Source organism: Agrobacterium sp. DKPNP3 (assembly GCF_052686535.1).
In genome coordinates this window covers 22,621-46,711 of the sequence record NZ_JBQYSN010000007.1, presented here as the reverse complement: position 1 = coordinate 46,711, position 24,091 = coordinate 22,621, and the positions used below count along the sequence as shown (strand labels likewise).

The following is a 24,091-nucleotide window of genomic DNA, read 5'->3' as shown; positions in this document are numbered from 1 at the left end:
ATAAACCCGGCGGAAATTCACCGCTGGGCTTTTTTGCTAAGATTTCGTTTCACGTGAATCGCCCAGGCGGGCTTTCCACTGGGGATCAAATATCCAGGTTGGCAACGCTCAACGCGTTTTCCTGAATAAAGTCACGGCGTGGCTCAACTTCATCGCCCATCAAACGCGCAAACAGGCCATCGGCATCCGTCGCATCGCTGACACGGACCTGCAAGAGCGATCTGACATTCGCGTCCAGCGTGGTTTCCCAGAGCTGCTCGGCATTCATTTCGCCAAGGCCCTTATAACGCTGCATGGAAAGACCCTTGCGGCCTGCGGCGAATATCGCATCCAGAAGCGCGCGCGGGCCGGCCAGTTCCATGGTGCCGTCTTTGCGCTGCAGGACGGGCGGTGTCGCGTAAATCTCACGCGTGCGCGCGGCAAGCTGGTCGATATGACGGGCATCAGCAGAGCCGAGCAGACCCATATCGAGGGTAGAGACTTCCTTGACGCCGCGGACCATGCGCTCAAATCGCAAGCCGCCATCCTCAAGGACAGTACCAGCCCAGCCGCGCTCGGTTTCTTCCGCGATCATATCGAGCCGGCGTGCAACTTCGGCAACGGTCTCTTCCGCACGGGTCGGATCGGCCGAAAGCTCGGGGTTGAGCGCGCCGGCGATGGCGGCCTGTTCAACGATCGAGCGGCTGTAACGGGAATGCAGCCCGTCGATCAGCGAGCGCATCCGCACCGCGTCCAGAATGACTTCTCGAAGGTCGGCACCCACCCGCACCTCTCCGGTGCCAAGCGTCAACGATGCTTCCTCGATACCCATGGAAATCAGGTACTCTTCCAGAGCTTTTTCGTCCTTCAGGTACTGAACGGATTTACCGCGCGTCACCTTATAGAGCGGCGGCTGGGCGATATAGAGATGGCCGCGTTCGATCAGTTCCGGCATCTGGCGGAAGAAGAAGGTCAACAGCAGTGTACGAATGTGGGCGCCATCGACGTCAGCATCCGTCATGATGATGATCTTGTGATAGCGAAGCTTGTCGGCGTTGAACTCGTCCTTGCCGATGGAGGTGCCAAGCGCCGTAATCAGCGTGCCGATTTCCTGGCTGGAGAGCATCTTGTCGAAGCGGGCGCGTTCGACATTCAGGATCTTTCCGCGCAGCGGCAGGATGGCCTGCGTTTCACGCGAACGGCCCTGCTTGGCCGAGCCACCGGCAGAATCACCCTCAACGAGGAACAGTTCGGATTTCGCCGGGTCGCGCTCCGAGCAATCAGCAAGCTTGCCGGGCAAAGAGGCAATATCGAGCGCGCCCTTGCGCCTGGTCAGTTCGCGCGCCTTGCGGGCAGCTTCGCGGGCAACGGCCGCTTCAACCACCTTGCCGACAAGGATCCTTGCATCGGTAGGATGTTCTTCCAGCCAGGTGGAAAGCGCCTCGTTGACAAGGCTTTCGACGACAGGACGCACTTCAGAAGACACAAGCTTGTCTTTTGTCTGCGAGGAAAACTTGGGGTCCGGGACCTTAACGGAAAGAATGGCCGTCAGGCCTTCACGGCAGTCTTCGCCCTGCAGGCTGACCTTTTCCTTCTTCAGGATTCCCGAGGTTTCGGCATAGGACGTCACCTGGCGCGTCAGGGCGGCGCGGAAACCCGCCATATGGGTGCCACCATCGCGCTGCGGAATGTTGTTGGTGAAGCAAAGCACGTTCTCGTGGTAGCTGTCGTTCCACCAGAGGGCGACCTCAACCGTAATGCCATCCTTTTCACCTTTGATGGCGACTGGCTTATCAACCAGAGGCTTCTTGGCGCGGTCGAGATAACGGACGAAGGCTTCGAGACCGCCATCGTAAAGCAGTTCTTCCTGCTTGACATCCGAATGGCGTTTGTCGGTGAGCAGAATGCGGACGCCGGAATTCAGGAACGCGAGTTCGCGCAGACGATGCTCCAGCGTGCCATAATCATAATCGGTCATGGTGAAGGTTTCAGGGCTGGCAAGGAAGGTCACTTCCGTGCCGGAGCGGCCCTCATATTCGCCAATAACCGAAAGAGGCGCGTCGGCAACACCGTGCGTAAAGCCGATCTCGTGGACTTTGCCGTTTCGGCGGATGCGGAGTTTCAGCCAGACCGAAAGCGCGTTGACCACCGATACGCCCACGCCATGCAGGCCGCCAGACACCTTATAGGAGTTCTGATCGAACTTACCGCCCGCGTGCAGCTGCGTCATGATGACTTCGGCAGCCGAGACGCCTTCTGACGAGTGAATATCTGTCGGAATGCCGCGACCATTATCCGTGACGGTGACCGAACCATCGGCATTCAGCGTCACTGTCACCAGGTCCGCATGGCCCGCCAGCGCTTCATCGATCGCGTTGTCGACGACTTCGTAAACCATGTGATGCAGGCCGGAACCGTCATCGGTATCGCCGATATACATGCCGGGCCGCTTGCGCACGGCATCAAGGCCTTTCAGGACCTTGATCGAATCGGCTCCATATTCCGCGTTCGCGCCGACTTCGCTTGACGATGTTTCGGTCATAAGTACTCTTTCCAAAGTTTCCTGGCCAGGTTTCCAGTGAGTGGGCCTGAAGCCAGCGAATCACTCAAATCCGACATGCGAGTATAGAAATTCTACTCCCAAACCCAAAGGCCGCATGCTTCAGGATGCTCATAAAGCAGGGGATAGAGGGGGGTTTCAATCGCAAGAACGGCTTTTTTGCAGCACGGCTGATAGTTCCTCTACCACACTCGGCGGCAGCTTGCGAATATCCCGCGCCAGACGGTTCGCAAAAGCCGTATATTGTGGTGGCAATCCGATGGTGTCGATCGTTACTTTCGGGTCCGATGATCCGGCGAGGAAGAACAGTTCCTCCGCCTCGTCCCAGATAATGTTGAAATAGCCTGCGATGCGCTGAAGCAGATCGAAACTGGGCCGTCCGCGCTTGCCATGTTCCAGCGCCGAGAGATAGGCGGGGGATACACCGATGGCGGCGGCCATCTGCTTCTGCGTTACGCCTTTTCGCTCCCGCAATTGTCGCACGGCTTCCGCGAAAGGCGTCATGATTTTTCGCTCCTCCGGCGCGATAACCGAACGTAAAGCGCGCCATCACCGCCATGATTGGCGGACGCGTCTTCATAAGACGAAATAAGATGGCGGTATTCCGGCTTGGAGAACCACATCGGGACCGCCCGCTTCAAGGCCCCGTCGCTGCCGATGGAACGACCCTTGCCGGTGATGACGAGCACATGTCTTAAGCCCCGTTCGTGCGCCCGCAGCAGAAAATCCAGGAGAACCGCATGCGCCTCACTCTGGAACATCCCGTGCAGATCGATGCGTCCTTCCAGAGGCAGCCGGCCGCGCGTCAGTTTCCGTTTGACCGGCTTTTCCATCGGATGATGGATTTTGCCCTTTTTATCTTTTGTCAATGGCGGTGGTTCGGCCGGTTCAACCAGCATGCGCGGAAAGCTGTCTTTCGCCGCCTGCAGCGGGGAAGGTTCAACAGCCGCTTCTTCTAAGTCATCGAAAGCCAGCAGATCTTCCAGTCTGCCGGAGATGGGCCGCGTGGTTTTGGCGACCTTTCCCCACAGTACTCTTTCTTCCCTGCCGAGCTTGCGACTGCCTTTCATGACCGGTATCTCCCCGCAACGGCGCGTGGAAGCAATATATAAAAATCCGCCTCGTTGCGCACCGTGCCGGCAAGCTCGCCCGCCTCGAAACCGGAGCCCGTGAAAATGTCGCCGCGCGCGGGGCCAACGATTGCAGAACCCGTATCCAGCGCCAGCATCAGCCGCGCGAAAGGCTTGCCCCCATCCAGATGGGTCAGCGTTGGTGCATGGATGAAGAATGGCAGCCCAAACGTATGGATCAGCCTGTCCACCGCCAACGCCCGCCCCGCAACGAGCGGCACTTTCGCCGCCGCGATTGGCCCCATATCCAGGCCCGTGACATCCGCTTCCCTGAAGAAAATGTAGGATCGGTTGTGCCACAGCACGCTGTCGACCTGATCTGGGTGATCGGCAAGCCATTTGCGGATTGTCTGCATTGAGATCGTTTTCGGGTCCAGTTCACCCCGATCAAGCAGCAGGCGGCCTATCGGTGAGAACGGGTGGCCAGCCTTTGCCGCGTAGGTGACGCGCTTGACCGTACCATCTGGAAAAACGAGCCGCGCCGCCCCCTGTACATGCACGAAAAACAAATCGACCTTGGATTTCGCCCAGGCAACCTCAAGCCCCCTACCCGCGAGATAGCCTTCATCAATCGCGCGACGATCGGGAAAATAGGAGATGCCAGTGTCATCCCGCTTTCCGAAGGCATAATAGGGGTTGAAATCTGCGGGACGATTGGTGTCATCGACATCCACCAATTCCGGTGGCCTGCGATAGATCGGATAGCGCCAAAGGTCATCCGCTTCAGCCGAGACCTCAAGTTCGGGTTCGTAAAAGGCGGTTACAAATCCGCGTTTTCCCTCTGCCGGCGAAATTCTGAAAGGGACGCAATTGGTCTCGAAGAAGGCCCGCGCCTGTTCGGGTGTCTGGATTTCCACGGACGCTGCGGCTTCCAGCAGCGTTACCAGCTCGGCGGCAGTTATGCCGAGTTCGCCTGTCTTGTATGGCTTGCCCTTACGAAGATGCGACAGTATGGCGGCCATGGGCGGAAAAAGTCTGGCGGGGTCGTCTTCCCGCCATCCTGGCAGATCGCCGAACGACACTTCCTCGATGGAAAAGGGCGTGCTCATTGCTCGGATTCAGTGGCGATCAGCTTCCAGTTCGGATCGCGTGAACGTATGTCGCGCGAGAAGGTCCAGATGTCGTCGACCTCCGCCACCGCATCCGGATCACCATCCACCAGCTTGCCATCCTTATCGTAGGTCGCCGAAATGAGCTGGCTGACGATCCTGAGCGTAATCTGCACTTCGGAATCGCGGACGCTCGCCTGTGTGATATCCGCCTTCTCGATGCCGACGAAGGTGGACTTCACCACCTCGCCACGGCTCTCGCGCTCTGCGATCGCTGCCTCGAAACCGTCGAACACTTCCTTGGACAGGAGGTTTTTGAGCGTCTTTCGGTCCCCGTCTGCAAAACCCATGACGATCATCTCGTAGGCCATGCGGGCACCGTTGAGGAACTCCTTCGGGCGGAAGGTCGGGTCCTTGGTCATCACGTCCCGCAGCGCGGCATTCAAAGGTGTATCGACAGGTGCGAGCGCATCGGCCTCGGCATACCGGTTCTCTTCCTCGCTTTCGCCGCGCTTCGGTAGCGTCACGACCTTGTTATCGTCCGCAACGGGTCCCTTAGCCACGTCTCGCGGACTGTAGGGGTCGAATGGCGGCTTTTCATTGCCCGTGCGGCGGCCGAGGACACTGCGCAGCTGAAAGAAGATCAGCACCGCTGCAACTAGAAAAAACAATGTGATAAAGTCGCTAAAGCCCATGTTTTACCATTACCGCCATTTAAATTCGAATGTCACACCATCATATAGTCTGCATCTGATCATCATTCAAATATGCAGATTCAATCATCGGTGTCCCCGGGAACCGGCAATCTGCCAGAGATGCACACGCAAGGCTAGAAGATGCGTTTTTCCTTTCTCCCCATCGTCATCCTGATGATGCCAATCCTCGAAATTGCCGGCTTCATTGTCGTCGGCAAGGCTATCGGACTGTGGCTGACACTCGCGCTCGTTCTGTTCACATCCTTCCTCGGCCTGCTGATCCTTCGACTTGGCGGCATCGGGATGGTGAGAAATCTCCAGGATGCCGGTCGCACGGGCGCGCAGCCGGCGGATGAGCTGGTGAACGGCGCCATGCGTGTCGTTGCAGGCATCCTGCTATTTATTCCTGGCTTCATCACCGATATTCTTGGCCTGCTGCTTCTCTCGCCGGCCATTCGCCGTTTCATGTGGAAGGCTTTCGGGCCGCGCGTCGTTGTTGGGGGCTCATTCCGCCAGTCGGGAAATTATTCAGGATATCAAACCAGCCCCGGCGCCCGCAGCGGTTCGAAAGTCGTTGATCTCGACGAAGAGGAATTTCACCGCGACGGCCCGAAGGACTCGCCTTGGTCAAGCCGACCCGATGATCGGGACCTCCCCAAACCCTGACCCAGCTGGACCGCGCGCGATCACGAAGGGTTGTAAGCCCGGGGTCGAAATGATAGACCGCCTTCCACGAAATCACGCCGCGAGGAACCGTAATGACCGCTGAAAATGGCGCACAGGGCGCAGCTAGCCCATCTCTGAATATTCTTGCCCAGTACATCAAGGATCTGTCCTTCGAAAATCCGGGCGCTCCCCGTTCGCTGCAGGCACGAGAAAATGCGCCGTCGATCAATATCAATGTGAACGTCAACGCCAATCCGATCTCCGGTTCGGACTTCGACGTCGTGCTGACGCTGAACGCTGAAGCAAAGGATGGCGACAAGGTTCTCTTCGCTGCCGAGCTGGTTTATGGCGGCGTGTTCCGCATTTCCGGTTTCCCGCAGGAGCACATGCTGCCGGTTCTCTTCATCGAGTGCCCGCGCCTGCTCTTCCCCTTTGCCCGCCAGATCATTGCCGACGTCACCCGCAATGGCGGCTTCCCGCCGCTGATGATCGACCCGATCGATTTCGCGCAGATGTTTGCCCAGCGCGTTGCCGAAGAACAGGCCAAGGCTCAGATTCAGGCTGTTCCAAACTGATCTGCAGCCAACGGCAAATTGCATGAAAAACAAAACCCGGGTTCTTCGCCCGGGTTTTTGTTTGGTCTTTGTTGGCGCTTCAGCCGAGCGATGATCAATTCTGATATCGGTTCCAGATCGCCTTGTCGCCCATGCCAAGGACGAGTTTACCGTGGGCCGCAATGGTTTCCGCATCCAGCCTTGGCGGCAGAGGCCGTGGCCTCTGCATCGGCTCAAACGCGACGTCCTCTTCGATGACGATCGTTTGCTCTTTGGCAGATGAGCCAAAACCGAGTGCGGTCTGACGACCGCCGATCATCTCAATATAAACTTCGGCGAGCAGTTCGGAGTCGAGGAGCGCGCCGTGCTTTGTGCGGTGTGAATTGTCGATGCCATACCGCCGGCAAAGTGCATCCAGCGAATTCGGTCCCATCGGGTGCTTGCGGCGGGCAAGCGACAGGGTGTCGGTCACCAACTCAGGTGAAACGGGCTCAATGCCCAGCCGCGCGAATTCCGCATTGATGAAACCCATATCGAAGGTCGCGTTATGGGCGACCCAGCGCGCGCCCTCAAAGAAGTCACGTATCTGGTCAACAACCTCGGCGAATTTCGGTTTGTCTTTCAGGAACTCGTCAGTGATGCCATGAACCGCAAGCGCATCTGGATGAACCTTGCGTTCTTCCGGATTGATATAGAGGTGCAGCGTACGCCCGGTCGGGAAGTGGTTGATCAGTTCAATCCCGCCGATTTCAATGACACGGTCCAGCTTGGATTCTAGGCCCGTGGTTTCCGTATCGAAAATGATCTCACGCATTCGTCTCTCCGCGGCGCGACTGAGCGGCCAATGTCTGCAATATCTCTCTTACCTGATCCCGCGCATTTTCGACACCACTTCCCGATTCCACGATGAAATCGGCGCGTCGCCGCTTTTCCTCATCGGGCATCTGGCGGGCGAGGATCATTGCGAATTTCTCTTCCGTCATGCCCGGGCGGGATAACACCCGCTCCCGCTGTACTTCAGGCGAACAGCTTACCACAACGACTTTATCGACCCTATTTTCCGCACCGGTCTCGAAGAGCAGTGGAATGTCGAGCAGCGCGAATTCTCGCCCTTCATTTTGTGCCGCAGCCAGAAAAGCTTGCTGCCTTTTTCGCACCAGCGGATGCACGATCTCCTCCAACCTCGTAAAATTAGCCGGATTCTCTCGTAAGACTTCCCCGAGTTTCCCTCTGTCAACGACACCGGAAACAGTGGTTCCCGGAAAGGCCTCTTCGATCAGCGGGGCCGCTTCTTTACGGTAGAGCTCATGAACGACCGCATCGGAGTCAAGAACAGCCACACCCTCGGCAGCAAACAGGCGGGCGGTGGTGGTTTTTCCCATACCGATCGAGCCGGTGAGACCGATGACGATCATCAATGTCTCTCCATATCCGCAATGATCAGCGATCGCAGTGTCTCATCAACCTCAGGCATTTGGCCGAACCACGTCTTGAAACCGGGCTTTGCCTGGTGCAGCAACATGCCCAGACCGTCGACCGTTGCGATCCCCTGCTCCTGCGCCATTTTCAGGATCGGCGTGACGAGCGGAACATAGACGATATCGGTGACCACCGCGCCAGCGGCGAGCGGCGAAAAATCAAGACCTGGGACCTCCGTTCCGTCCATCCCCAGGGATGTCGTGTTTACAAACAGCCCTGCTCCTTGCATGACCTCGTGAAGCGCGGCCTGCGGGTGGGAGTGAACCCTCGGGCCGAAACGGTCGGCAAGTTCATGGGCTCTTTCGACAGTTCGGTTGAGGACGTGAATTTCAACGATTCCCCGGTCACGCAGTGACTGGATAACCGCTCGGCTCGCACCACCGGCACCAAGAACGACCGCGCGCTCCGTCTTGTCCCAGCCGGGATGACGTTCATCGAGATTGGCGACAAAACCGTAACCATCCGTATTGGTGGCACACAGCCTGCCCTCCTCCATCCAGACCGTGTTGGCCGCGCCGAGTTCCCGCGCCAGTTCATCTGGCCTGTCGGCGAGCTGGCACACTGCTTCCTTATGCGGAATGGTGACGTTTCCACCGACCGGTGCGCCGGGTCCGCCGTGCTTCAGGGACATGATGAAGTTTCCGAGGTCGGCTGGCGCGACTTCGACGGCCTTATAGGAGCCAGCAATACCGAATGTTTTCAACCAGTGGGAATGGATGATAGGCGATCGGGAATGCTTAATCGGGTATCCGACGACGAAGGCATTTACGGTTAATGTTTCACGTGAATCAACCATCGATGACACCCAGATCGCGCAATTTTGTTAACAGTGGTAAAAGCGGAAGGCCGAGGATCGTAAAGTAATCACCATCGATTGAGGTGAATAGCTGGATTCCTTCTCCCTCCAGCTGGTATGCGCCCACGCTGCTCAAAGCGCGTTCACCCACCCGTTTCAGGTGTCGGGAGACAAATTCAGCGCTCAACTCGCGCACCTTCAACTCTGCGCTCGACACGGTCTCCCAGATCACTTCGCCATGCTGAACAAGAACGGCCGCGCTGTTAAGACGGTGAACCTGACCGGAGAGGGATAGTAGGTGCGCTTCAGCTTCCTTCATGGTTGCTGGCTTGTGATAAACGCGAGCGCCAAGGGACATGGTCTGATCGCACCCAAGCACCAGAGCCTGCGGATGAAGCGTACTTACGGACAGCGCCTTGGCCCTAGCAAGTTCAAGGGCTACCGTCTCAGGTCTCGCGCCCTCTCGCTCCAGCTTCTCATCCAAGGCGCGTTCATCAATATTCGCGGGGATCGCTGAAAATATCAGTCCGGCATTTCGCATCAACATCTGGCGCGATGCGCTGGATGAGGCGAGGATCAACTCTTGTGGCATGACTTCCGCTCCCGATAATGGGATTCGGATTATCGCGTCCTTGGGCGAAGGGCAAGGATTGCGGCCGCCGTTTCCTCTATCGAACGGCGCGTGACATCGATGAGCGGCCAATTGTTGCGTGCGCACAGCGCGCGTGCGTATTTGAGTTCTTCCATGATCGTGGCGCGATCGGTATAGCGACCGCTGTCGAACCCGCCAGTTGTGCCCAGCTCCCGATTTCCACGCACCTGAGAAATACGGTCCGACGTCGCTACTAGTCCCACGATCAGCGGTCGGGTGGCGGCATAAAGACTTTCTGGCAATGGCACATCGGGCACGACGGGAATGTTGGCTGTCTTAATACCCCTGTTGGCGAGATAGATACTCGTTGGCGTCTTCGACGTGCGGCTGATGCCGATAATGATGACATCGGCTTCATCGTAATTTTCCGGCATCTGTCCGTCATCATGGTCCATCGCGAAATTGAGCGCTTCGATACGGGCAAAATAATCGGCGTTCAGCGCGTGCTGTGCGCCCACCCGGCGCCTAGATGGTGCCCCAAGATAACTCTGGAAGATGCCGATAATGGGTTCCAGTACGTTGACGCAGGGCACGCCGATCGCGTGGCACCGCAAATCCAGAAACTCCGCCAGTTGCTGATCAACAATGGTGTAGAGAACGATGCCGGGTTCCTTGTCGATCAGATCAACCACCTGCGCGAGCTGTTTCTGATTGCGGATCATCGGGTAGACATGTTCCACCGGCATGGAAGCATGGAACTGGGCGGATACGGCGCGACCCGCCGACATCAGAGTCTCTCCTGTTGAGTCCGAAATCAAGTGCAGATGGAAGAAGCTTTTTTTGTTCTCCACGCTGTTTTTCTCCCGCTGTTGATAAACCGGGACAAATCCCTGAATCGTCCTGCGGGCCGAACCGCGACGTGAATAAGGTGGTGTTTTTCCACAATCCGCAAGTGGCTGCAATCGTTCTTGCCAAGCCTGTGAATTGTTGGAAGAACCGAAAACTGTCGGAAACTTTCCACAGGTCATTCACAGGCAGCGTCGGCAAAAGGATTTGATCAACTGACTGAAAATATTATGTTAAATCGCTTTTCACCATTAAGCCTTGAAAGCGTGGCCGGATGTTCCTTGCACTTCTCTCATCAAATGGCGTCCTGCGGCATTTCAGCTGGAACGATTTTAATCCTTGCTACTCACAGACTCTAAGAAATAGAAAATCTTTTAAATCTCTTTGATTTTATTTTTTGGAAGCTTGGTGCCATGAGTGAACGTAAGGTAATGACGGTGTTGAACGGTGAGACGGTCACGCCGCCACCCATATGGCTGATGCGCCAGGCCGGGCGGTATCTCCCAGAGTATCGTGAAACGCGCAAGACAGCGGGAAGTTTCCTCGACCTCTGTTATAACCCCGAACTGGCGACGGAAGTCACTCTTCAGCCGATACGCCGGTTCGGGTTGGATGCAGCCATTCTCTTCTCCGATATTCTTGTCATCCCCGACGCGCTGCATCGCAACGTTTCCTTCACTGAAGGGAAAGGGCCAGCGATGGACCCGATCGATGTCACCGGGATAGCCAGTCTCGATGCATCTGGCGTCATGACGCATCTGTCACCTGTCTTCGAAACGGTTTCGCGATTACGCAAAAGCTTGCCGGATGAAACCACTCTTCTCGGCTTCTGTGGCGCTCCCTGGACGGTCGCGACCTATATGATCGCTGGCCATGGCACGCCGGATCAGGCACCGGCGCGGCTCTTCGGTTATCAGGAACGTGCCGCCATGGAAAAGCTGCTGGCGTTTCTGGCTGAGGTGTCTGCCGACTATCTCGTGGCGCAGATCGATGCGGGCGCTGATGCCGTGCAGATTTTCGATTCCTGGGCGGGCGTTCTCGGCGAAAAGGAATTTGAGGACTACGCGGTAAAGCCGGTTGCCCGGATTATCGGGTCCGTGCGTGCCCGCCGGCCCAATGCGCGGATCATCGCTTTCGCCAAGGGCGCCGGTTACCTGCTGAAGGACTATCGCTCCAAGACAGGCGCTGATGCAATTGGGCTCGACTGGTCAGTTCCATTAAGCTTTGCAGCCGAGTTGCAGAAGGAAGGTCCTGTCCAGGGCAATCTGGACCCGATGCTGATGGTGGCGGGCGGAAAGGCTTTGCAGGATGGTATTGACGCCGTGCTGCAGGCGCTGGGACAGGGCCCGCTGATTTTCAATCTCGGCCATGGCATTACGCCGCAGGCGGACCCGGAAAACGTGACGCGGCTGGTGCAGCGGGTGCGTGGCAATGGAGCTTCGGCATGAGCGCCGAAAAACAGACATCCACCCGTTCCGGCAACAGGGCGGCCTTGCGTGCCGGCATCGCGCTTGGCGTCTTCCTGGCGTTCATAGTGTTGTTATTATACGCAGATCCGGCCGATCTTTATCTCTGGATCAAGGCGCTTCACATCATCGCCGTGATTTCCTGGATGGCAGCGATTTTTTATCTGCCGCGGCTTTTCATTTATCACACGGATGCGCCCGCCGGTTCGCAACAGTCCGAAACCTTCAAGGTGATGGAGCAGCGGCTGATCAGGGTCATCATGAACCCTGCGATGATGATATCCTGGGTTCTCGGCCTCTACCTCGCGTGGTCGGTCTACGGATTTTCCGGTGGCTGGCTGCATGCCAAGATTGGATTGGTCGTTCTATTGACCGGGGCGCATGTGTATTTCACGCGGAGTGCGAAACGGTTTGCGCGGGATGAAAACACGAGACCTGCCCGTCACTGGCGGTTGATGAATGAAGTTCCAACCCTGCTGATGATCCTGATTGTCATACTTGTGGTTGTGAAACCTTTTGGTTAGGCCGGTCAGACGATAAATTTCGCGGAATTCGTGCTTTCCTCTTGCGGGGAACGTGTTCAATCGCTATTTTCAGCCCACTCATCTTCGTGGCATGTGAATTATTCAGTCATCTGCGGTCTTTCCCACAGCATCTGATTCGCGAACACGCCCTCCCCCGACATTACATTATCAAACGGTCTTCTCTTCATGGCTGAAATGAAGCTTCAGGAACTTAAGAGCAAATCGCCTACCGACTTGCTGACTTTTGCTGAATCCCTGGAAGTTGAAAATGCGAGCACTATGCGTAAGCAGGAGCTCATGTTCGCAATCCTTAAGGTTCTCGCGAGCCAGGACATCGAAATCATCGGCGAAGGCGTCGTTGAAGTTCTGCAGGACGGATTTGGCTTCCTGCGTTCCGCGAATGCAAACTATCTTCCTGGCCCGGACGATATTTATATCTCGCCCTCGCAGATTCGCCGCTTTTCGCTGAAAACCGGTGATACAGTCGAAGGGCCGATCCGTGGCCCGAAGGAAGGCGAGCGCTATTTCGCGCTTCTGAAGGTCAACACGATCAATTTCGATGACCCGGAAAAGATTCGCCACAAGGTTCACTTCGATAATCTGACACCGCTTTACCCTAATGAGCGCTTCAAGATGGAACTCGATGTTCCGACCTCGAAGGACCTGTCATCGCGTGTCATCGATCTCGTTGCACCGCTCGGCAAGGGTCAGCGCGGACTGATCGTGGCGCCGCCGCGCACCGGTAAGACGGTCCTGTTGCAGAACATCGCCCATTCGATCACTGCAAATCATCCTGAATGTTATCTGATCGTTCTCCTGATCGATGAGCGCCCGGAAGAAGTGACCGACATGCAGCGCTCGGTGAAGGGTGAGGTTGTGTCCTCCACCTTTGACGAACCGGCAGTTCGGCACGTGCAGGTCGCTGAAATGGTCATCGAAAAGGCAAAGCGCCTCGTTGAACATGGCCGTGACGTCGTCATTCTGCTCGATTCCATCACGCGCCTTGGTCGCGCCTATAACACCGTCGTTCCCTCCTCTGGTAAGGTTCTGACCGGCGGTGTCGACGCCAACGCGCTGCAACGTCCCAAGCGCTTCTTCGGTGCTGCGCGTAATATCGAAGAAGGTGGCTCGCTGACGATTATTGCGACGGCGTTGATCGATACCGGCAGCCGCATGGACGAAGTCATCTTCGAAGAATTCAAGGGAACGGGTAACTCCGAAATCGTGCTCGACCGCAAGGTCGCCGACAAACGTATCTTCCCGGCGCTGGATATCCTGAAGTCCGGTACGCGTAAGGAAGACCTTCTTGTGCCGCGACAGGATCTTCAAAAGATTTTCGTTCTGCGTCGTATTCTCGCGCCGATGGGCACGATGGATGCCATCGAGTTCCTGATCGACAAGCTGAAGCAAACCAAGAACAATTCCGATTTCTTCGAGTCAATGAACACCTGATCCGGAGTTTAGCCGGATTCTCCATGTCAGTTCTGAAAGCCGCATTCGTTCATTCGGATGCGGCTTGACTGTTTTAGACCGAGGTGATGATGCCCGCTTCTGCCGATACGATCTATGCTCTTTCAAGCGGCGCATTGCCGTCGGGTGTTGCTGTCCTTCGCCTCAGCGGGCCAAGGGCATTTGATGCGTTGGTAATTCTGATTGACGGAGAGCTGCCACCGCCGCGGAAGGCGGCGCTCCGTTCGATTCGGGATCGAAATGGTGGGGTCATCGATCAGGCTCTGGTAATCACGTTCCCCGCACCCAACTCGTTTACGGGCGAAGACTGCGTCGAGATCCATAGTCACGGCAGCCGTGCCGTCATCGCGGCCATTTCGAACGAGCTAGGACGCCTTGACGCGCTGCGCCCGGCCGACGCTGGCGAGTTTTCACTTCGCGCGTTTGAAAATGGGAAGATGGATCTACTGGAAGTCGAAGGTCTGGCTGACCTCCTCCAGGCCGAAACGGAAATGCAGCGGCGGCTGGCCGTGGAGCAAAGCACCGGTCGATTGTCGGCGCTCTATGACGGTTGGGCCGAGCGCCTGACCCGCGCTCGCGCTTTTATTGAAGCAGAACTCGATTTTGCCGATGAAGAAGATGTTCCCGATTCTGTAGCGTCGCAGGTGTGGGACTCGGTGGCTGCACTAAAGGACGAGATGCAGAGGCATTTGACGGCCGGTAACACAGGCGAGATCATACGAGACGGTTTTAAGGTTGCCCTTGTCGGTGCGCCGAATGCCGGAAAATCGACGCTTCTGAACGCGCTCAGTGGGCGCGACATTGCCATTGTCACGGATATTGCTGGCACAACTCGCGACGTGTTGACTGTCGATATCAATCTCGATGGCTACCTCGTCCGCCTGTTCGATACGGCCGGAATTCGCGAAACCCAGGATGTTGTCGAGCAGGAAGGGGTGCGGCGCGCTATTTTCACGGCGGAAACCGCCGATCTTATCCTGATCCTTTCGGACAACGATTCGCCTCCGAAACAACTCTTCAACGTCCCTCATGAGCAAACCTTGCTTTTAAGAACGAAGACCGCCCTCCGCTCTGGGACTCATTGTGGAACGTTCGATCTTTTTGTGTCTGCAATGGAAGGGATAGGACTGGATGAATTGCGTGGGAGGCTGCGCGCGGAGATCGAAAACAGTCTTGGCGCTGGCCAGACGCTGGTTCCTACCCGAGCACGCCACAAAAAACGACTTGAAGAGACGCTCATTTATGTTAGTGATGCGCTCGATTCCGAAGGTTCCGATCTTGCAATAAGGTCTGAATATTTAAGGCTTGCCGCCACCTCCCTGGGCCGGATTACAGGCCGTGTCGACGTTGAAGATTTGCTTGGCGTTATTTTCTCGGAATTCTGCATAGGAAAATGATTCACGTGAAACATTGTACCTCATGGTTGGTGAACACGGCAGACCAGGACGTAAGAACATGCACCAGTCATTCGATGTTGTGGTAATTGGCGGCGGCCACGCCGGTAGCGAAGCGGCTGCAGCGGCAGCAAGACATGGCGCAAAGACTGCGCTGATCACTCATAAACGCGATACAATTGGCGTCATGTCCTGCAATCCCGCCATCGGCGGTCTAGGCAAAGGACATCTCGTGCGCGAGATAGATGCGCTCGACGGGCTGATGGGCCGGGTCGCTGACGCTGCTGGAATTCAGTTTCGTATGCTCAACCGCAAGAAGGGACCAGCTGTCCGCGGACCGCGCACGCAAGCTGACCGCCGCCTCTACCGCGAGGCAATGCAGCATGAGATCGTCCTGACCGAAAACCTGACGATTATTGAAGGTGATGCCTTCGATATCGAAATGGTCGAAGGCCGCGCGTCCGCCGTTATGATGAAGAATGGTAGCCGGATTCGATGTGGCGCGGTTGTTCTGACGAGCGGAACTTTCTTGCGGGGCCTCATCCATATCGGCGCCGAAAAGATCCCTGCGGGTCGCGCTGGCGAGCTACCGTCTCTCGGTCTATCTGATACCTTGGCGCGCCTGGGACTGACCATGGGCCGTCTGAAGACCGGCACTCCCGCACGCCTCGATGGGCTGACAATCGACTGGGAAGCCGTGGACCGGCAGGGTGCCGATGAACACCCCGTGCCCTTTTCGTTCATGACAGACCGTATTCTCAATCCGCAGATCGAGTGTGGTGTGACGCGGACGACACCGGCGGGCCACAAGGTCATACAGGACAATATTCATTTGTCCGCGATGTATTCGGGCCAGATCGAAGGTGTCGGTCCCCGCTATTGTCCCTCCATCGAGGATAAGATTACCCGTTTCGGCGAACGCGATGGCCACCAGATTTTTCTGGAGCCCGAAGGATTGGACGATCATACAATTTATCCGAACGGCATATCGACGTCCCTCCCCGCGTCTGTCCAGGAAGAGTTTATCCGAACGATACCCGGCCTTGAGCGTGTTTCCATTCTTCAGCCGGGTTATGCGATTGAATATGATTATGTCGATCCTCGGGAATTAAAGCCGTCCCTGGAATGCAGGAAGATCCCGGGGCTGTTCCTGGCCGGGCAGATTAACGGCACGACCGGCTACGAAGAGGCAGGGGCGCAGGGGCTTGTTGCCGGCCTCAATGCCTCACTTTGTGCCGGCGGCGGTGATCCGATCTACTTTAGCCGCACCGAATCTTACATCGGTGTCATGATCGACGACCTGACATCCAAGGGCGTTAGTGAGCCCTACCGAATGTTCACGTCAAGAGCCGAGTATCGTCTCTCGCTGCGTGTGGATAATGCAGACATGAGACTGACTCCGCTCGGCCTGCGTGCTGGAATTGTCGGCGAAGCAAGGAGAAGGCGATTTGCTGATTTCATCGCCGACCTCGACCATGGCCGCGAGGTAATGAAGGGATTGACGATCAGCCCTTCGCAGGCGGCTAAACAGGGATTGAAGCTCAACCAGGATGGTCAACGTCGTTCGGCTTACGAGCTGCTCGCCTATCCTGACATGACGGTCGATACGCTTTCCGCTCTCTGGCCTGAATTGGCGGCGCTGGACAAGAAGCTGGCAGAGGTCCTTGAAATCGAAGCTAGCTACGCAGTTTATATGCAACGACAGAACGCGGATATTATCGATATCAGGCGCGATGAAGACCGTAAGATTCCGTCTGATTTCGACTTCAAGAACCTTTCGGGTCTTTCCAACGAATTGAAACAAAAGCTGGAAAAAGCGCGTCCAGAGAATATCGCCCAGGCTGCTCGTGTTGACGGCATGACTCCCGCTGCTATATCGCTTCTGCTCGCACTGCTTCGGAAGAACTCAGAAGCAGCCGATATGAAGTTGCGCATGCACCCATAACGAGTCAAATTATGAATATAAACGGCCAGAGTGTTTCACGTGAAACACAAGAGAGACTCGAGCATTTTGTCGAACTTTTCAAGAAGTGGAACAAAACCACAAATCTGGTTGCGCCCTCAACGCTCACAGAGCTCTGGAGTCGTCATGTGGCGGACAGCGCGCAAATATTTCAGCTCTGTTCTGTACCTCAAAGATGGATTGATCTCGGCAGTGGCGGTGGATTCCCCGGTGTGATAACGGCAATTTTCTTTGCGGAACTGGGCGATGGCTGGGTTGATCTGGTTGAGAGCAACAATAAAAAAGCCGCGTTCTTGCGTATCGCTCTGAAAGAAACGGGTGCCCGCGGCGCCGTCCACCCCGTAAGAATTGAAACGGCGCCTCAGACGATCGAAAGTTGCGACGCGGTCTCGGCACGGGCGCTGGCCGAACTGGACCTACTTTTAGAGTATATTCATCCCTGGGCAGAGAAAAATTCTGATCTCAAAGCCTTTTTCAATAAAGGACGGGATTATGAATCCGAAGTGCAGAAAGCGCATGGTCGTTGGCAGTTCGATCTGATAAAACACCAGAGTGCCATTGAGGCAGATTCTGTTGTTCTTGAAATCAGCAACCTCGCTTTGAGGCGCTGACGAGCTGGCCAGGTGCGGCATGACTTTTGAAAAAAATCGAATTATCGCAGTCGCAAATCAAAAAGGCGGCGTTGGTAAAACAACCACAGCCATTAATCTCGCGACGGCGCTTGCTGCCATTGGCGAGCGAGTCCTGATTGTCGACCTTGATCCCCAGGGGAATGCGAGCACGGGTCTGGGCATCGATCGCAAAGAGCGTAAGCTTTCTTCCTATGATCTTCTGGTTGGGGACTATGGTGTTGCGGATGTGGCTGTCCCGACCGCCGTACCGAATCTCGACATTGTTCCGTCGACCATGGATTTGCTCGGGTTTGAAATGGAAGTCGCGAATGTTTCCAACCGCGTCTTTCTACTGCGCTCAGCGATGGAGACCCCCGAGGCTAGAGGATATTCCTATATTCTCGTTGACTGCCCGCCTTCTTTTAATCTCCTGACCATGAACGCGATGACGGCGGCTCATTCGGTTCTGGTGCCGCTTCAATGCGAGTTTTTCGCGCTTGAAGGGCTGAGTCAGTTGCTCGATACGGTTAGCCAAATCCGCTCATCGATAAATCCACAGCTCGACATCCAAGGCATCGTCCTTACGATGTTCGATGGTCGAAACAATCTGGCGCAGCAGGTTGTCTCAGATGTGCGCTCACATCTGGGTGAGAAGGTTTATCACACCCTCATTCCGCGAAATGTACGTGTCTCGGAAGCGCCATCTTATGGTAAACCGGCCATTCTCTATGATTTGAAATGCGCCGGTAGCCAGGCCTATCTGCAGCTGGCATCCGAAGTGATCCAAAGGGAGCGTCTGCGCAGAGCAGCGTGACCTTTGTTGGGAGTGTATGGAGTAATATTTTATGAGTGATGATCTCTCGAAGCGCCGTTTGGGACGTGGCCTCGCCGCACTGATCGGGGAAATGGACCAGCCAGTTCCGGTTGGGGAGCCGCCGCGCGCTGTCAGTCCAGACCGCACGATACCAATCGAGTTCATTGCCCGAAGCCAAAGAAACCCGCGGCGTCACTTTGATGAGAATGAGCTTCAGGATCTTGCGGCGTCAATCCGGCAGCACGGTATTGTTCAGCCTGTGGTTGTAAGAACAGTTGCAACCAACAGATACGAGATCATTGCAGGTGAAAGACGATGGCGCGCGGCCCAGCTCGCGGGCTTTACGGAGGTCCCCGTCATTGTTCGCGATGTCGATGATCGCACCGCGCTTGAACTGGCCATCGTCGAAAACGTCCAGCGGTCAGACCTCAATCCCCTCGAAGAAGCGATGGGATATGAGCAGCTGATTGCCGAGCACGGTTATACCCAGAACGACCTCGGAGAAATCATCGGCAAGAGCCGAAGCCATGTCGCCAATAGTCTTCGTCTTTTGAAGCTTCCCGACCCGGTCCGGGATATGCTGGCGGACGGCTCGCTCTCGGCCGGGCACGCCCGGGCACTTGTGTCGACCTCTGATCCGTCCACGCTCGCCAAGACAATCGTAGCCAAAGGGCTTTCTGTTCGCGACGCCGAACGCCTCGCGCAGAATGACATCAAATCCCAGGGCGATGGCGGCGAGAAACGTCCTGCCGTTGAAAAGGATTCGGATACGGTCGCCCTTGAGCGGAGCCTATCCGACGCGCTTGGACTCGATGTGAAGATCAACCACAAAGGCGGCTCGGGTCAGATTCGCATCAGCTATCGCACCTTGGAGCAACTCGAAGCGGTATGCAGGCTTCTCGAGCAAAAATGATAAGTATCTGATATTATTATAAAATACCCGCTTATGGCGGGTATTTCCATTTTAGTCAGTCAAAAATCGATTGCGCGACCTTTTATTTCATAATCGCCAAAGCGTACTGGTTCCGCGCCCCCACGGCCACCGGTCTCCGGGGGCAATTGAAGGTCAGCCTGTTGCCCGCGACGCTCCTCAGCTTCCTTCAGGGCTCTTTGCGCTGCCGGTGGAAGCTCTCTAGCGTCATCCGTATTCCGAGCCGAGGCATTGTCGTTATCTGCATTCTGCATGAAATCCTCCCAATGACGGGATATTGAAATATAGTTGCCGCATCCCAGATTATAGAAAATGTGGGGCCAATCAAACCCCGGATTATTCCAGCCATGGTGTCAGGGAGAAATTGACGGATGAACATGATGCGCACGGCGATGCTTCTGGCGTTCATGACCGCATTGTTCATGGGTGTCGGTTTTCTGATCGGCGGCAAGGGCGGCATGATGATCGCGCTTGTAATTGCGGCCGGCATGAACCTTTTCTCCTACTGGAATTCCGACAAGATGGTGCTTTCGGCCTATCGTGCTCGGGAAATTGACGAGGCGAATGCGCCCGAGTTTTTTCACATGATTCGTGATCTGTCACGGAACGCCAGCCTGCCAATGCCGAAGGTCTACATTTACGACAGCCCGCAGCCAAACGCCTTCGCGACAGGCAGGAATCCCCAGAACGCGGCGGTTGCGGCCTCCACCGGTCTCTTGGAGCGGCTGACGCCGGAGGAGGTGGCTGGCGTCATGGCGCATGAACTCGCCCATGTCCAGAACCGGGACACACTGACGATGACGATTACCGCCACGCTCGCGGGCGCGATTTCGATGCTGGGAAACTTTGCGTTCCTCTTCGGTGGAAACAGGGAAAACAGCAACAATCCCCTCGGCTTTATCGGCGTTCTGGTTGCAATGATTGTCGCGCCCTTGGCAGCTATGCTGGTGCAGATGGCGATCAGCCGCACGCGCGAATATTCCGCCGATCGCCGTGGCGCTGAAATTTGCGGGAACCCTCTTTGGCTTGCTTCGGCGCTGCAGAAGATCTCAGGCATGGCCCGACAGATTCACAATGACGACGCCGAGCGCAATCCGGCAACGGCACATATGTTCATCATTAACCCCCTCTCGGGCGAGCGCATGGACAATCTGTTTTCCACGCATCCAAATACAGAAAACCGCGTTGCGGCGCTGCATGCCATGGCCCAGGAGTTTTCGCCGCGAGGATCGACGCCGCCGGCAACGGATGGTAGACCTCTGCGCAAATCAGGCTCCGTCCCGAACACAGGCTGGGGACGTGGCAATGAAAACGAGCGCAAGGGACCGTGGTCTTGACATCCGATACGAAGAACAAGCAGGCGCGATCAAACAGGTCAAAGCCAGCGCATGGAAGGGGCCGTGAAGACGGCCCTTCGTCTTTCCAGGATAAGCCTGGTCTGTCCGCACGCGTTGCCGCCACCCGCATTCTGGCAGCCGTTCTGGAAAAGAAAACATCGCTGGACGGCATGCTCGATAGTGAAAATGGCAACCCCGTCTATCGCGCCCTCTCGATTGCCGACCGGGCCTTGGTCCGGGCAATCGTTAACAGCGCGCTTCGTCATCTCCCCCGCATCGAAACGGCGCTGTCGATGCTGCTTGATGGACCGCTACCGCAGGGCGCAAGGTCGCTTCACCATGTGCTCGTCGTTGGTGCGGCGCAGATGCTCTATCTTGATGTACCGGATCATTCCGCTGTCGATCTCGCCGTCGAACAGGCTCACCGCGATCCGCGCAACCGTCGCTTTGTGAAGCTGGTGAATGCCGTTCTCAGAAGGCTTGGTCGCGAGAAGGCGGAGATTGAAAAGGCCGTTGCGGATGTGCCCGTTCTGCCGCCGTGGTTCTATGCGCGGCTTGTTTCAGCCTATGGAGAGGAAACGGCGAAACTGATTTCGCACGCCCAGCTGACGCCTTCCTCCATTGATCTGACCGTTAAAGCTGATCCGGCTCTGTGGGCAGAGAAGCTTGGTGGAACGCTCATGCCGAACGGCAGCGTGCGGCTGGGCGCGTTTGAAGGGCAAATCCCTTCATTGGAAGGTTTTGCCGAGGGGGCATGGTGGGTGCAGGATCTCGCGGCCAGTCTGCCCATCAAGCTCATGGGCGATGTGTCCGGTAAGCGTGTCGCCGACCTCTGTGCGGCACCCGGTGGGAAGACTGCGCAGCTTGCATTGGCTGGCGCCAATGTGACGGCATTGGACCAGTCCGGCAATCGTCTCCGGCGTTTGAAGGAAAATCTCGACCGACTTGGCCTGCATGCCGAGACGGTTGAGGTCAACATGCTGAAGTATCAACCGGAAGAGCTTTTTGACGCGGTTCTCCTCGATGCCCCCTGCTCTTCCACCGGCACACTTCGCAAACATCCGGATGTCTGCTGGACGAAGGATGAAAACGATATCGCCAAACTCGCGGCGCTACAGGGTCAGATGCTGCGGCACGCGCTGACCTTTGTGGGTCCCGGCGGTCTTGTTGTCTTCTCCAACTGCTCGCTCGATCCCTCAGAGGGAGAAGAGGTGATCGACGCTGTCCTGGCTGAAAATCATGATTTCGAGCGGGTTGCCGTTCGCGCTGAGGATTGGCCGGGCATGGAGGCGGCCGTCAACAGAGATGGCGATCTTCGCACGACGCCGGACATGTTCGGCGGTGTAGACGGCTTTTTTAGCAGTGTCTTGCGTAAGAAGTAGAAAAAAGCGAAGCTCTCGCGAATCATTAGATATTTATCGAAAACGTTCCGGTCGTCGCGGTTCACTGATAAAAACAAAACATGTGAAACGGGAAACACAGCTTGTTAGGGTCCTTCGCAGGCAGCATGAATGCCGCCGGTCTTCTGTCGCGGATGGCGTATCGTCATCTGTGTGTCGGCCTCGCGCCATTGCGCCTGCATCTTTCTCGGTTCGCCAATCGAGTGCCGGCAGGGCTGGTGGCGGCGCCGACGGATCTGAGGGCGATCGACCCTTATTTCGCGGAGGAACTTTTAAGGGGCCGTATCGCGCTTGCGGGGCGAGTTGTCGAGACCGGCGGCGCATCGCCGTTTCAAATTGAGTACCCTTCAGCGGTTTTTGAAGAGAGGCTGCACGCGTTCAGTTGGTTGCGCCACATTCGCTCCGATAAATCCAGCGAAGCTTGCAAAGGTGCCCGGCGAATTGTTGCGGAATGGATGGGATTTCACGGCAAGCGGCTTACAGGTACCGCGTGGTCACCGGAAATTGCCGCGCAGAGGTTAATTGCCTGGCTCTCCCACTCGCCGGTGGTGTTATTCGAGGCCGACGCGGGCTTCTATCGCCGTTTCCTGAAAAGCCTTGGCCTTCATGTTCGTTACCTTGAAAGGATCGCCAAACACGCGCCGGATGGGGAAGCGCGACTGAAGATCAGGATTGCCCTCGCCATGGCCTCCATCGCCATGCCAACACGCCTATCCCGTATAAACCGCAATGGCGTGAAGCTGGCTCAGGAAATGGAACGCCAGATTCTCCCCGATGGGGGCCATGTCTCCCGCAATCCACGCGTCATACTGGATTTGCTGCTCGACCTCCTGCCGCTGCGCCAAAGCTACATCAATCTCGGACACGACCTTCCTTCTGGTCTTGTTCCCGCGATCGATCGTATGTTCCCGGCTATCCGGTTTTTCCGTCACCAGGGTGGTGATCTCGCGCTGTTCAATGGTGCCACGGCGACGCTTGCCAGCGAGCTCGTTTCCGTGCTGCGATATGACGAAACGGCCGGTCGGCCATCGAAAGTCCTGCCGGATGTGAATTACCATCGGCTTGCCACGGATGACACCGTCGTCATCATTGATACCGGTCATCCGGGCTCCGCGGAACTTTCCCGCCAGGCGCATTCGGGCTGTCTGTCGTTCGAGATGTCCTGCGGCAAGAACCGGTTCATCGTCAACTCAGGCTTTCCGCGAAACGCTGCGCCGGAATATCAACGGGCGAGCAGGTCAACGGCGGCGCACTCTACCGTCACGCTGGCGGACACGTCCTCCAGCAGGCTTTCGCGCTCGCGGCTCCTCGGCCCTATTATGGTATCTGGCGTCAGCCATGTCGATAGCCGGCGTAGCACAGACGCCAACGGTAACGATGTCCTCTGGGCCGCTCACGACGGCTATGTGCAGAACTTTGGCTGCTACCATGAACGTGAAATTGAATTGAACGCCGCTGGTACGAAGATCAAGGGACGCGACCTGCTCCGCGCCGACGGGGCCGCGGCAAAGGAGCAGTTGCAATCGGTGTCGGCCGTTTCACGCTTCCACATCCATCCACATATTCAGCTTCATCCGCGAGACGAGGAGTCGGTATATCTGGAGGCTGGCGACGGCACGACATGGCTGCTTTCAGCGCCCGGGCTGGAGCTCTTCATAACGGAGGATGTTTTCATGGCGGATGCGTCCGGCATGCGCCCGTCGCAGCAGATTGAATTACCCTTCAACCTTGTCAACACGCGCGAGATCCGCTGGCTTCTCGAAAGGAAGGCCTGAAGACGTTATTCCAAAGGGTAAAAACGGCATAGTTTTTGTCCTTCGTCATCCTCTCTGTTT

24 protein-coding genes are annotated in these 24,091 nt (G+C 56.5%); 13 read left to right on the top strand and 11 right to left on the bottom strand.

The features are described 5' to 3' along the window. Positions 1-85 precede the first annotated feature (85 nt). The 5 genes from gyrB to ACUTJJ_RS03550 all read right to left on the bottom strand — a co-directional run bounded on the left by gyrB (position 86) and on the right by ACUTJJ_RS03550 (position 5,413). The gene (gene gyrB, locus ACUTJJ_RS03570; RefSeq protein ID WP_063951570.1) at positions 86-2,521 is read right to left on the bottom strand and encodes a DNA topoisomerase (ATP-hydrolyzing) subunit B; all 2,436 of its coding nucleotides are present in this window, start codon (positions 2,519-2,521) and stop codon (positions 86-88) included. Between the two features lie 156 nt (positions 2,522-2,677). Continuing rightward, complete coding sequence (locus ACUTJJ_RS03565) at positions 2,678-3,043, bottom strand: helix-turn-helix domain-containing protein (protein ID WP_063951569.1); 366 nt, start codon at positions 3,041-3,043, stop codon at positions 2,678-2,680. Beyond that, positions 3,040-3,609, bottom strand: a complete 570-nt coding sequence (locus ACUTJJ_RS03560) for a Smr/MutS family protein (RefSeq protein ID WP_063951568.1) — start codon at positions 3,607-3,609, stop codon at positions 3,040-3,042. The genes ACUTJJ_RS03565 and ACUTJJ_RS03560 overlap by 4 nt, the downstream gene beginning before the upstream one ends. Beyond that, positions 3,606-4,718: a murein transglycosylase A gene (gene mltA, locus ACUTJJ_RS03555; protein ID WP_445541322.1), complete on the bottom strand. Its 1,113-nt coding sequence runs from the start codon at positions 4,716-4,718 to the stop codon at positions 3,606-3,608. The genes ACUTJJ_RS03560 and mltA overlap by 4 nt, the downstream gene beginning before the upstream one ends. After that, complete coding sequence (locus ACUTJJ_RS03550; protein ID WP_445541321.1) at positions 4,715-5,413, bottom strand: Tim44/TimA family putative adaptor protein; 699 nt, start codon at positions 5,411-5,413, stop codon at positions 4,715-4,717. The genes mltA and ACUTJJ_RS03550 overlap by 4 nt, the downstream gene beginning before the upstream one ends. 141 nt (positions 5,414-5,554) lie before the next feature. Here ACUTJJ_RS03550 and ACUTJJ_RS03545 point away from each other — a divergent pair, with 141 nt between their 5' ends. Next, a complete protein-coding gene (locus ACUTJJ_RS03545; protein WP_063951565.1) occupies positions 5,555-6,079 on the top strand; it encodes an FxsA family protein in 525 nt (174 codons plus the stop codon). Positions 6,080-6,171: 92 nt separating this feature from the next. Continuing rightward, complete coding sequence (secB, locus tag ACUTJJ_RS03540; RefSeq protein ID WP_209086431.1) at positions 6,172-6,654, top strand: protein-export chaperone SecB; 483 nt, start codon at positions 6,172-6,174, stop codon at positions 6,652-6,654. Between the two features lie 94 nt (positions 6,655-6,748). On the opposite strand, the gene dnaQ is transcribed toward secB, so the two are convergent. Genes dnaQ through ACUTJJ_RS03515 form a run of 5 tightly spaced genes read right to left on the bottom strand, consistent with a single transcriptional unit; the run spans position 6,749 to position 10,351 of the window. After that, positions 6,749-7,447 carry a DNA polymerase III subunit epsilon gene (gene dnaQ / locus ACUTJJ_RS03535; protein WP_144578396.1) on the bottom strand — a complete coding sequence of 233 codons (699 nt, stop codon included), beginning with the start codon at positions 7,445-7,447 and terminating at the stop codon, positions 6,749-6,751. Then, positions 7,440-8,048 (bottom strand): dephospho-CoA kinase, encoded by a 609-nt coding sequence (gene coaE, locus ACUTJJ_RS03530; protein WP_445541320.1) that lies wholly within the window; start codon positions 8,046-8,048, stop codon positions 7,440-7,442. The genes dnaQ and coaE overlap by 8 nt, the downstream gene beginning before the upstream one ends. Beyond that, positions 8,048-8,908, bottom strand: coding sequence for a shikimate dehydrogenase (locus ACUTJJ_RS03525; RefSeq protein ID WP_445541319.1), 861 nt, complete (start codon positions 8,906-8,908; stop codon positions 8,048-8,050). The genes coaE and ACUTJJ_RS03525 overlap by 1 nt, the downstream gene beginning before the upstream one ends. After that, complete coding sequence (locus tag ACUTJJ_RS03520) at positions 8,901-9,500, bottom strand: Maf-like protein (RefSeq protein ID WP_445541318.1); 600 nt, start codon at positions 9,498-9,500, stop codon at positions 8,901-8,903. Before ACUTJJ_RS03520 ends, ACUTJJ_RS03525 begins: the two co-directional genes overlap by 8 nt. Positions 9,501-9,529: 29 nt before the next feature. Next, positions 9,530-10,351 carry a pyruvate, water dikinase regulatory protein gene (locus ACUTJJ_RS03515; RefSeq protein ID WP_063951559.1) on the bottom strand — a complete coding sequence of 274 codons (822 nt, stop codon included), beginning with the start codon at positions 10,349-10,351 and terminating at the stop codon, positions 9,530-9,532. A gap of 408 nt (positions 10,352-10,759) precedes the next feature. On the opposite strand from ACUTJJ_RS03515, the gene hemE reads away from it, so the two are divergent. The 8 genes from hemE (at position 10,760) to ACUTJJ_RS03475 (ending at position 19,501) form a co-directional block, all read left to right on the top strand. Next, on the top strand, positions 10,760-11,794 hold the full coding sequence (gene hemE / locus ACUTJJ_RS03510; protein ID WP_445541317.1) for a uroporphyrinogen decarboxylase: 1,035 nt from the start codon (positions 10,760-10,762) through the stop codon (positions 11,792-11,794). Further along, positions 11,791-12,336, top strand: a complete 546-nt coding sequence (hemJ, locus tag ACUTJJ_RS03505; protein ID WP_296069590.1) for a protoporphyrinogen oxidase HemJ — start codon at positions 11,791-11,793, stop codon at positions 12,334-12,336. The genes hemE and hemJ overlap by 4 nt, the downstream gene beginning before the upstream one ends. Before the next feature lie 186 nt (positions 12,337-12,522). Beyond that, complete coding sequence (gene rho / locus ACUTJJ_RS03500) at positions 12,523-13,788, top strand: transcription termination factor Rho (RefSeq protein ID WP_004444236.1); 1,266 nt, start codon at positions 12,523-12,525, stop codon at positions 13,786-13,788. Positions 13,789-13,874: 86 nt separating this feature from the next. After that, positions 13,875-15,203 (top strand): tRNA uridine-5-carboxymethylaminomethyl(34) synthesis GTPase MnmE, encoded by a 1,329-nt coding sequence (mnmE, locus tag ACUTJJ_RS03495; protein ID WP_445541316.1) that lies wholly within the window; start codon positions 13,875-13,877, stop codon positions 15,201-15,203. 58 nt (positions 15,204-15,261) lie between these two features. Beyond that, positions 15,262-17,145, top strand: coding sequence for a tRNA uridine-5-carboxymethylaminomethyl(34) synthesis enzyme MnmG (mnmG, locus tag ACUTJJ_RS03490; RefSeq protein ID WP_445541315.1), 1,884 nt, complete (start codon positions 15,262-15,264; stop codon positions 17,143-17,145). 11 nt (positions 17,146-17,156) lie between these two features. Then, the gene (gene rsmG, locus ACUTJJ_RS03485; protein WP_445541314.1) at positions 17,157-17,774 is read left to right on the top strand and encodes a 16S rRNA (guanine(527)-N(7))-methyltransferase RsmG; all 618 of its coding nucleotides are present in this window, start codon (positions 17,157-17,159) and stop codon (positions 17,772-17,774) included. A 19-nt stretch (positions 17,775-17,793) separates the two neighbouring features. Then, positions 17,794-18,588 carry a ParA family protein gene (locus ACUTJJ_RS03480; protein ID WP_445541313.1) on the top strand — a complete coding sequence of 265 codons (795 nt, stop codon included), beginning with the start codon at positions 17,794-17,796 and terminating at the stop codon, positions 18,586-18,588. A 31-nt stretch (positions 18,589-18,619) separates the two neighbouring features. Further along, complete coding sequence (locus ACUTJJ_RS03475) at positions 18,620-19,501, top strand: ParB/RepB/Spo0J family partition protein (protein WP_063951553.1); 882 nt, start codon at positions 18,620-18,622, stop codon at positions 19,499-19,501. A gap of 59 nt (positions 19,502-19,560) precedes the next feature. On the opposite strand, the gene ACUTJJ_RS03470 is transcribed toward ACUTJJ_RS03475, so the two are convergent. After that, positions 19,561-19,773: a DUF1674 domain-containing protein gene (locus ACUTJJ_RS03470; protein ID WP_445541312.1), complete on the bottom strand. Its 213-nt coding sequence runs from the start codon at positions 19,771-19,773 to the stop codon at positions 19,561-19,563. A gap of 117 nt (positions 19,774-19,890) precedes the next feature. Between ACUTJJ_RS03470 and htpX the strand changes: the two genes are divergently transcribed. From htpX to ACUTJJ_RS03455, 3 genes are all read left to right on the top strand, one after another. Beyond that, entirely contained in the window at positions 19,891-20,856 is a 966-nt protein-coding gene (htpX, locus tag ACUTJJ_RS03465; protein ID WP_445541311.1) for a zinc metalloprotease HtpX, read from the top strand. After that, positions 20,853-22,238: an RsmB/NOP family class I SAM-dependent RNA methyltransferase gene (locus tag ACUTJJ_RS03460; protein ID WP_445541310.1), complete on the top strand. Its 1,386-nt coding sequence runs from the start codon at positions 20,853-20,855 to the stop codon at positions 22,236-22,238. Before htpX ends, ACUTJJ_RS03460 begins: the two co-directional genes overlap by 4 nt. A gap of 125 nt (positions 22,239-22,363) precedes the next feature. Beyond that, a complete protein-coding gene (locus ACUTJJ_RS03455) occupies positions 22,364-24,031 on the top strand; it encodes a heparinase II/III family protein (protein ID WP_445541337.1) in 1,668 nt (555 codons plus the stop codon). Positions 24,032-24,091 lie beyond the last annotated feature (60 nt).

Excerpts from the sequence above, each read along its gene's own strand:
- gyrB (WP_063951570.1), bottom strand. The coding sequence starts at position 2,521 with ATGACCGAAACATCGTCAAGCGAAGTCGGCGCGAACGCGGAATATGGA.
- ACUTJJ_RS03565 (WP_063951569.1), bottom strand. The coding sequence starts at position 3,043 with ATGACGCCTTTCGCGGAAGCCGTGCGACAATTGCGGGAGCGAAAAGGC.
- ACUTJJ_RS03560 (WP_063951568.1), bottom strand. The coding sequence starts at position 3,609 with ATGAAAGGCAGTCGCAAGCTCGGCAGGGAAGAAAGAGTACTGTGGGGA.
- mltA (WP_445541322.1), bottom strand. The coding sequence starts at position 4,718 with ATGAGCACGCCCTTTTCCATCGAGGAAGTGTCGTTCGGCGATCTGCCA.
- ACUTJJ_RS03550 (WP_445541321.1), bottom strand. The coding sequence starts at position 5,413 with ATGGGCTTTAGCGACTTTATCACATTGTTTTTTCTAGTTGCAGCGGTG.
- ACUTJJ_RS03545 (WP_063951565.1), top strand. The coding sequence starts at position 5,555 with ATGCGTTTTTCCTTTCTCCCCATCGTCATCCTGATGATGCCAATCCTC.
- secB (WP_209086431.1), top strand. The coding sequence starts at position 6,172 with ATGACCGCTGAAAATGGCGCACAGGGCGCAGCTAGCCCATCTCTGAAT.
- dnaQ (WP_144578396.1), bottom strand. The coding sequence starts at position 7,447 with ATGCGTGAGATCATTTTCGATACGGAAACCACGGGCCTAGAATCCAAG.
- coaE (WP_445541320.1), bottom strand. The coding sequence starts at position 8,048 with ATGATCGTCATCGGTCTCACCGGCTCGATCGGTATGGGAAAAACCACC.
- ACUTJJ_RS03525 (WP_445541319.1), bottom strand. The coding sequence starts at position 8,908 with ATGGTTGATTCACGTGAAACATTAACCGTAAATGCCTTCGTCGTCGGA.
- ACUTJJ_RS03520 (WP_445541318.1), bottom strand. The coding sequence starts at position 9,500 with ATGCCACAAGAGTTGATCCTCGCCTCATCCAGCGCATCGCGCCAGATG.
- hemE (WP_445541317.1), top strand. The coding sequence starts at position 10,760 with ATGAGTGAACGTAAGGTAATGACGGTGTTGAACGGTGAGACGGTCACG.
- hemJ (WP_296069590.1), top strand. The coding sequence starts at position 11,791 with ATGAGCGCCGAAAAACAGACATCCACCCGTTCCGGCAACAGGGCGGCC.
- rho (WP_004444236.1), top strand. The coding sequence starts at position 12,523 with ATGGCTGAAATGAAGCTTCAGGAACTTAAGAGCAAATCGCCTACCGAC.
- mnmE (WP_445541316.1), top strand. The coding sequence starts at position 13,875 with ATGATGCCCGCTTCTGCCGATACGATCTATGCTCTTTCAAGCGGCGCA.
- mnmG (WP_445541315.1), top strand. The coding sequence starts at position 15,262 with ATGCACCAGTCATTCGATGTTGTGGTAATTGGCGGCGGCCACGCCGGT.
- rsmG (WP_445541314.1), top strand. The coding sequence starts at position 17,157 with ATGAATATAAACGGCCAGAGTGTTTCACGTGAAACACAAGAGAGACTC.
- ACUTJJ_RS03480 (WP_445541313.1), top strand. The coding sequence starts at position 17,794 with ATGACTTTTGAAAAAAATCGAATTATCGCAGTCGCAAATCAAAAAGGC.
- ACUTJJ_RS03475 (WP_063951553.1), top strand. The coding sequence starts at position 18,620 with ATGAGTGATGATCTCTCGAAGCGCCGTTTGGGACGTGGCCTCGCCGCA.
- ACUTJJ_RS03470 (WP_445541312.1), bottom strand. The coding sequence starts at position 19,773 with ATGCAGAATGCAGATAACGACAATGCCTCGGCTCGGAATACGGATGAC.
- htpX (WP_445541311.1), top strand. The coding sequence starts at position 19,891 with ATGAACATGATGCGCACGGCGATGCTTCTGGCGTTCATGACCGCATTG.
- ACUTJJ_RS03455 (WP_445541337.1), top strand. The coding sequence starts at position 22,364 with ATGAATGCCGCCGGTCTTCTGTCGCGGATGGCGTATCGTCATCTGTGT.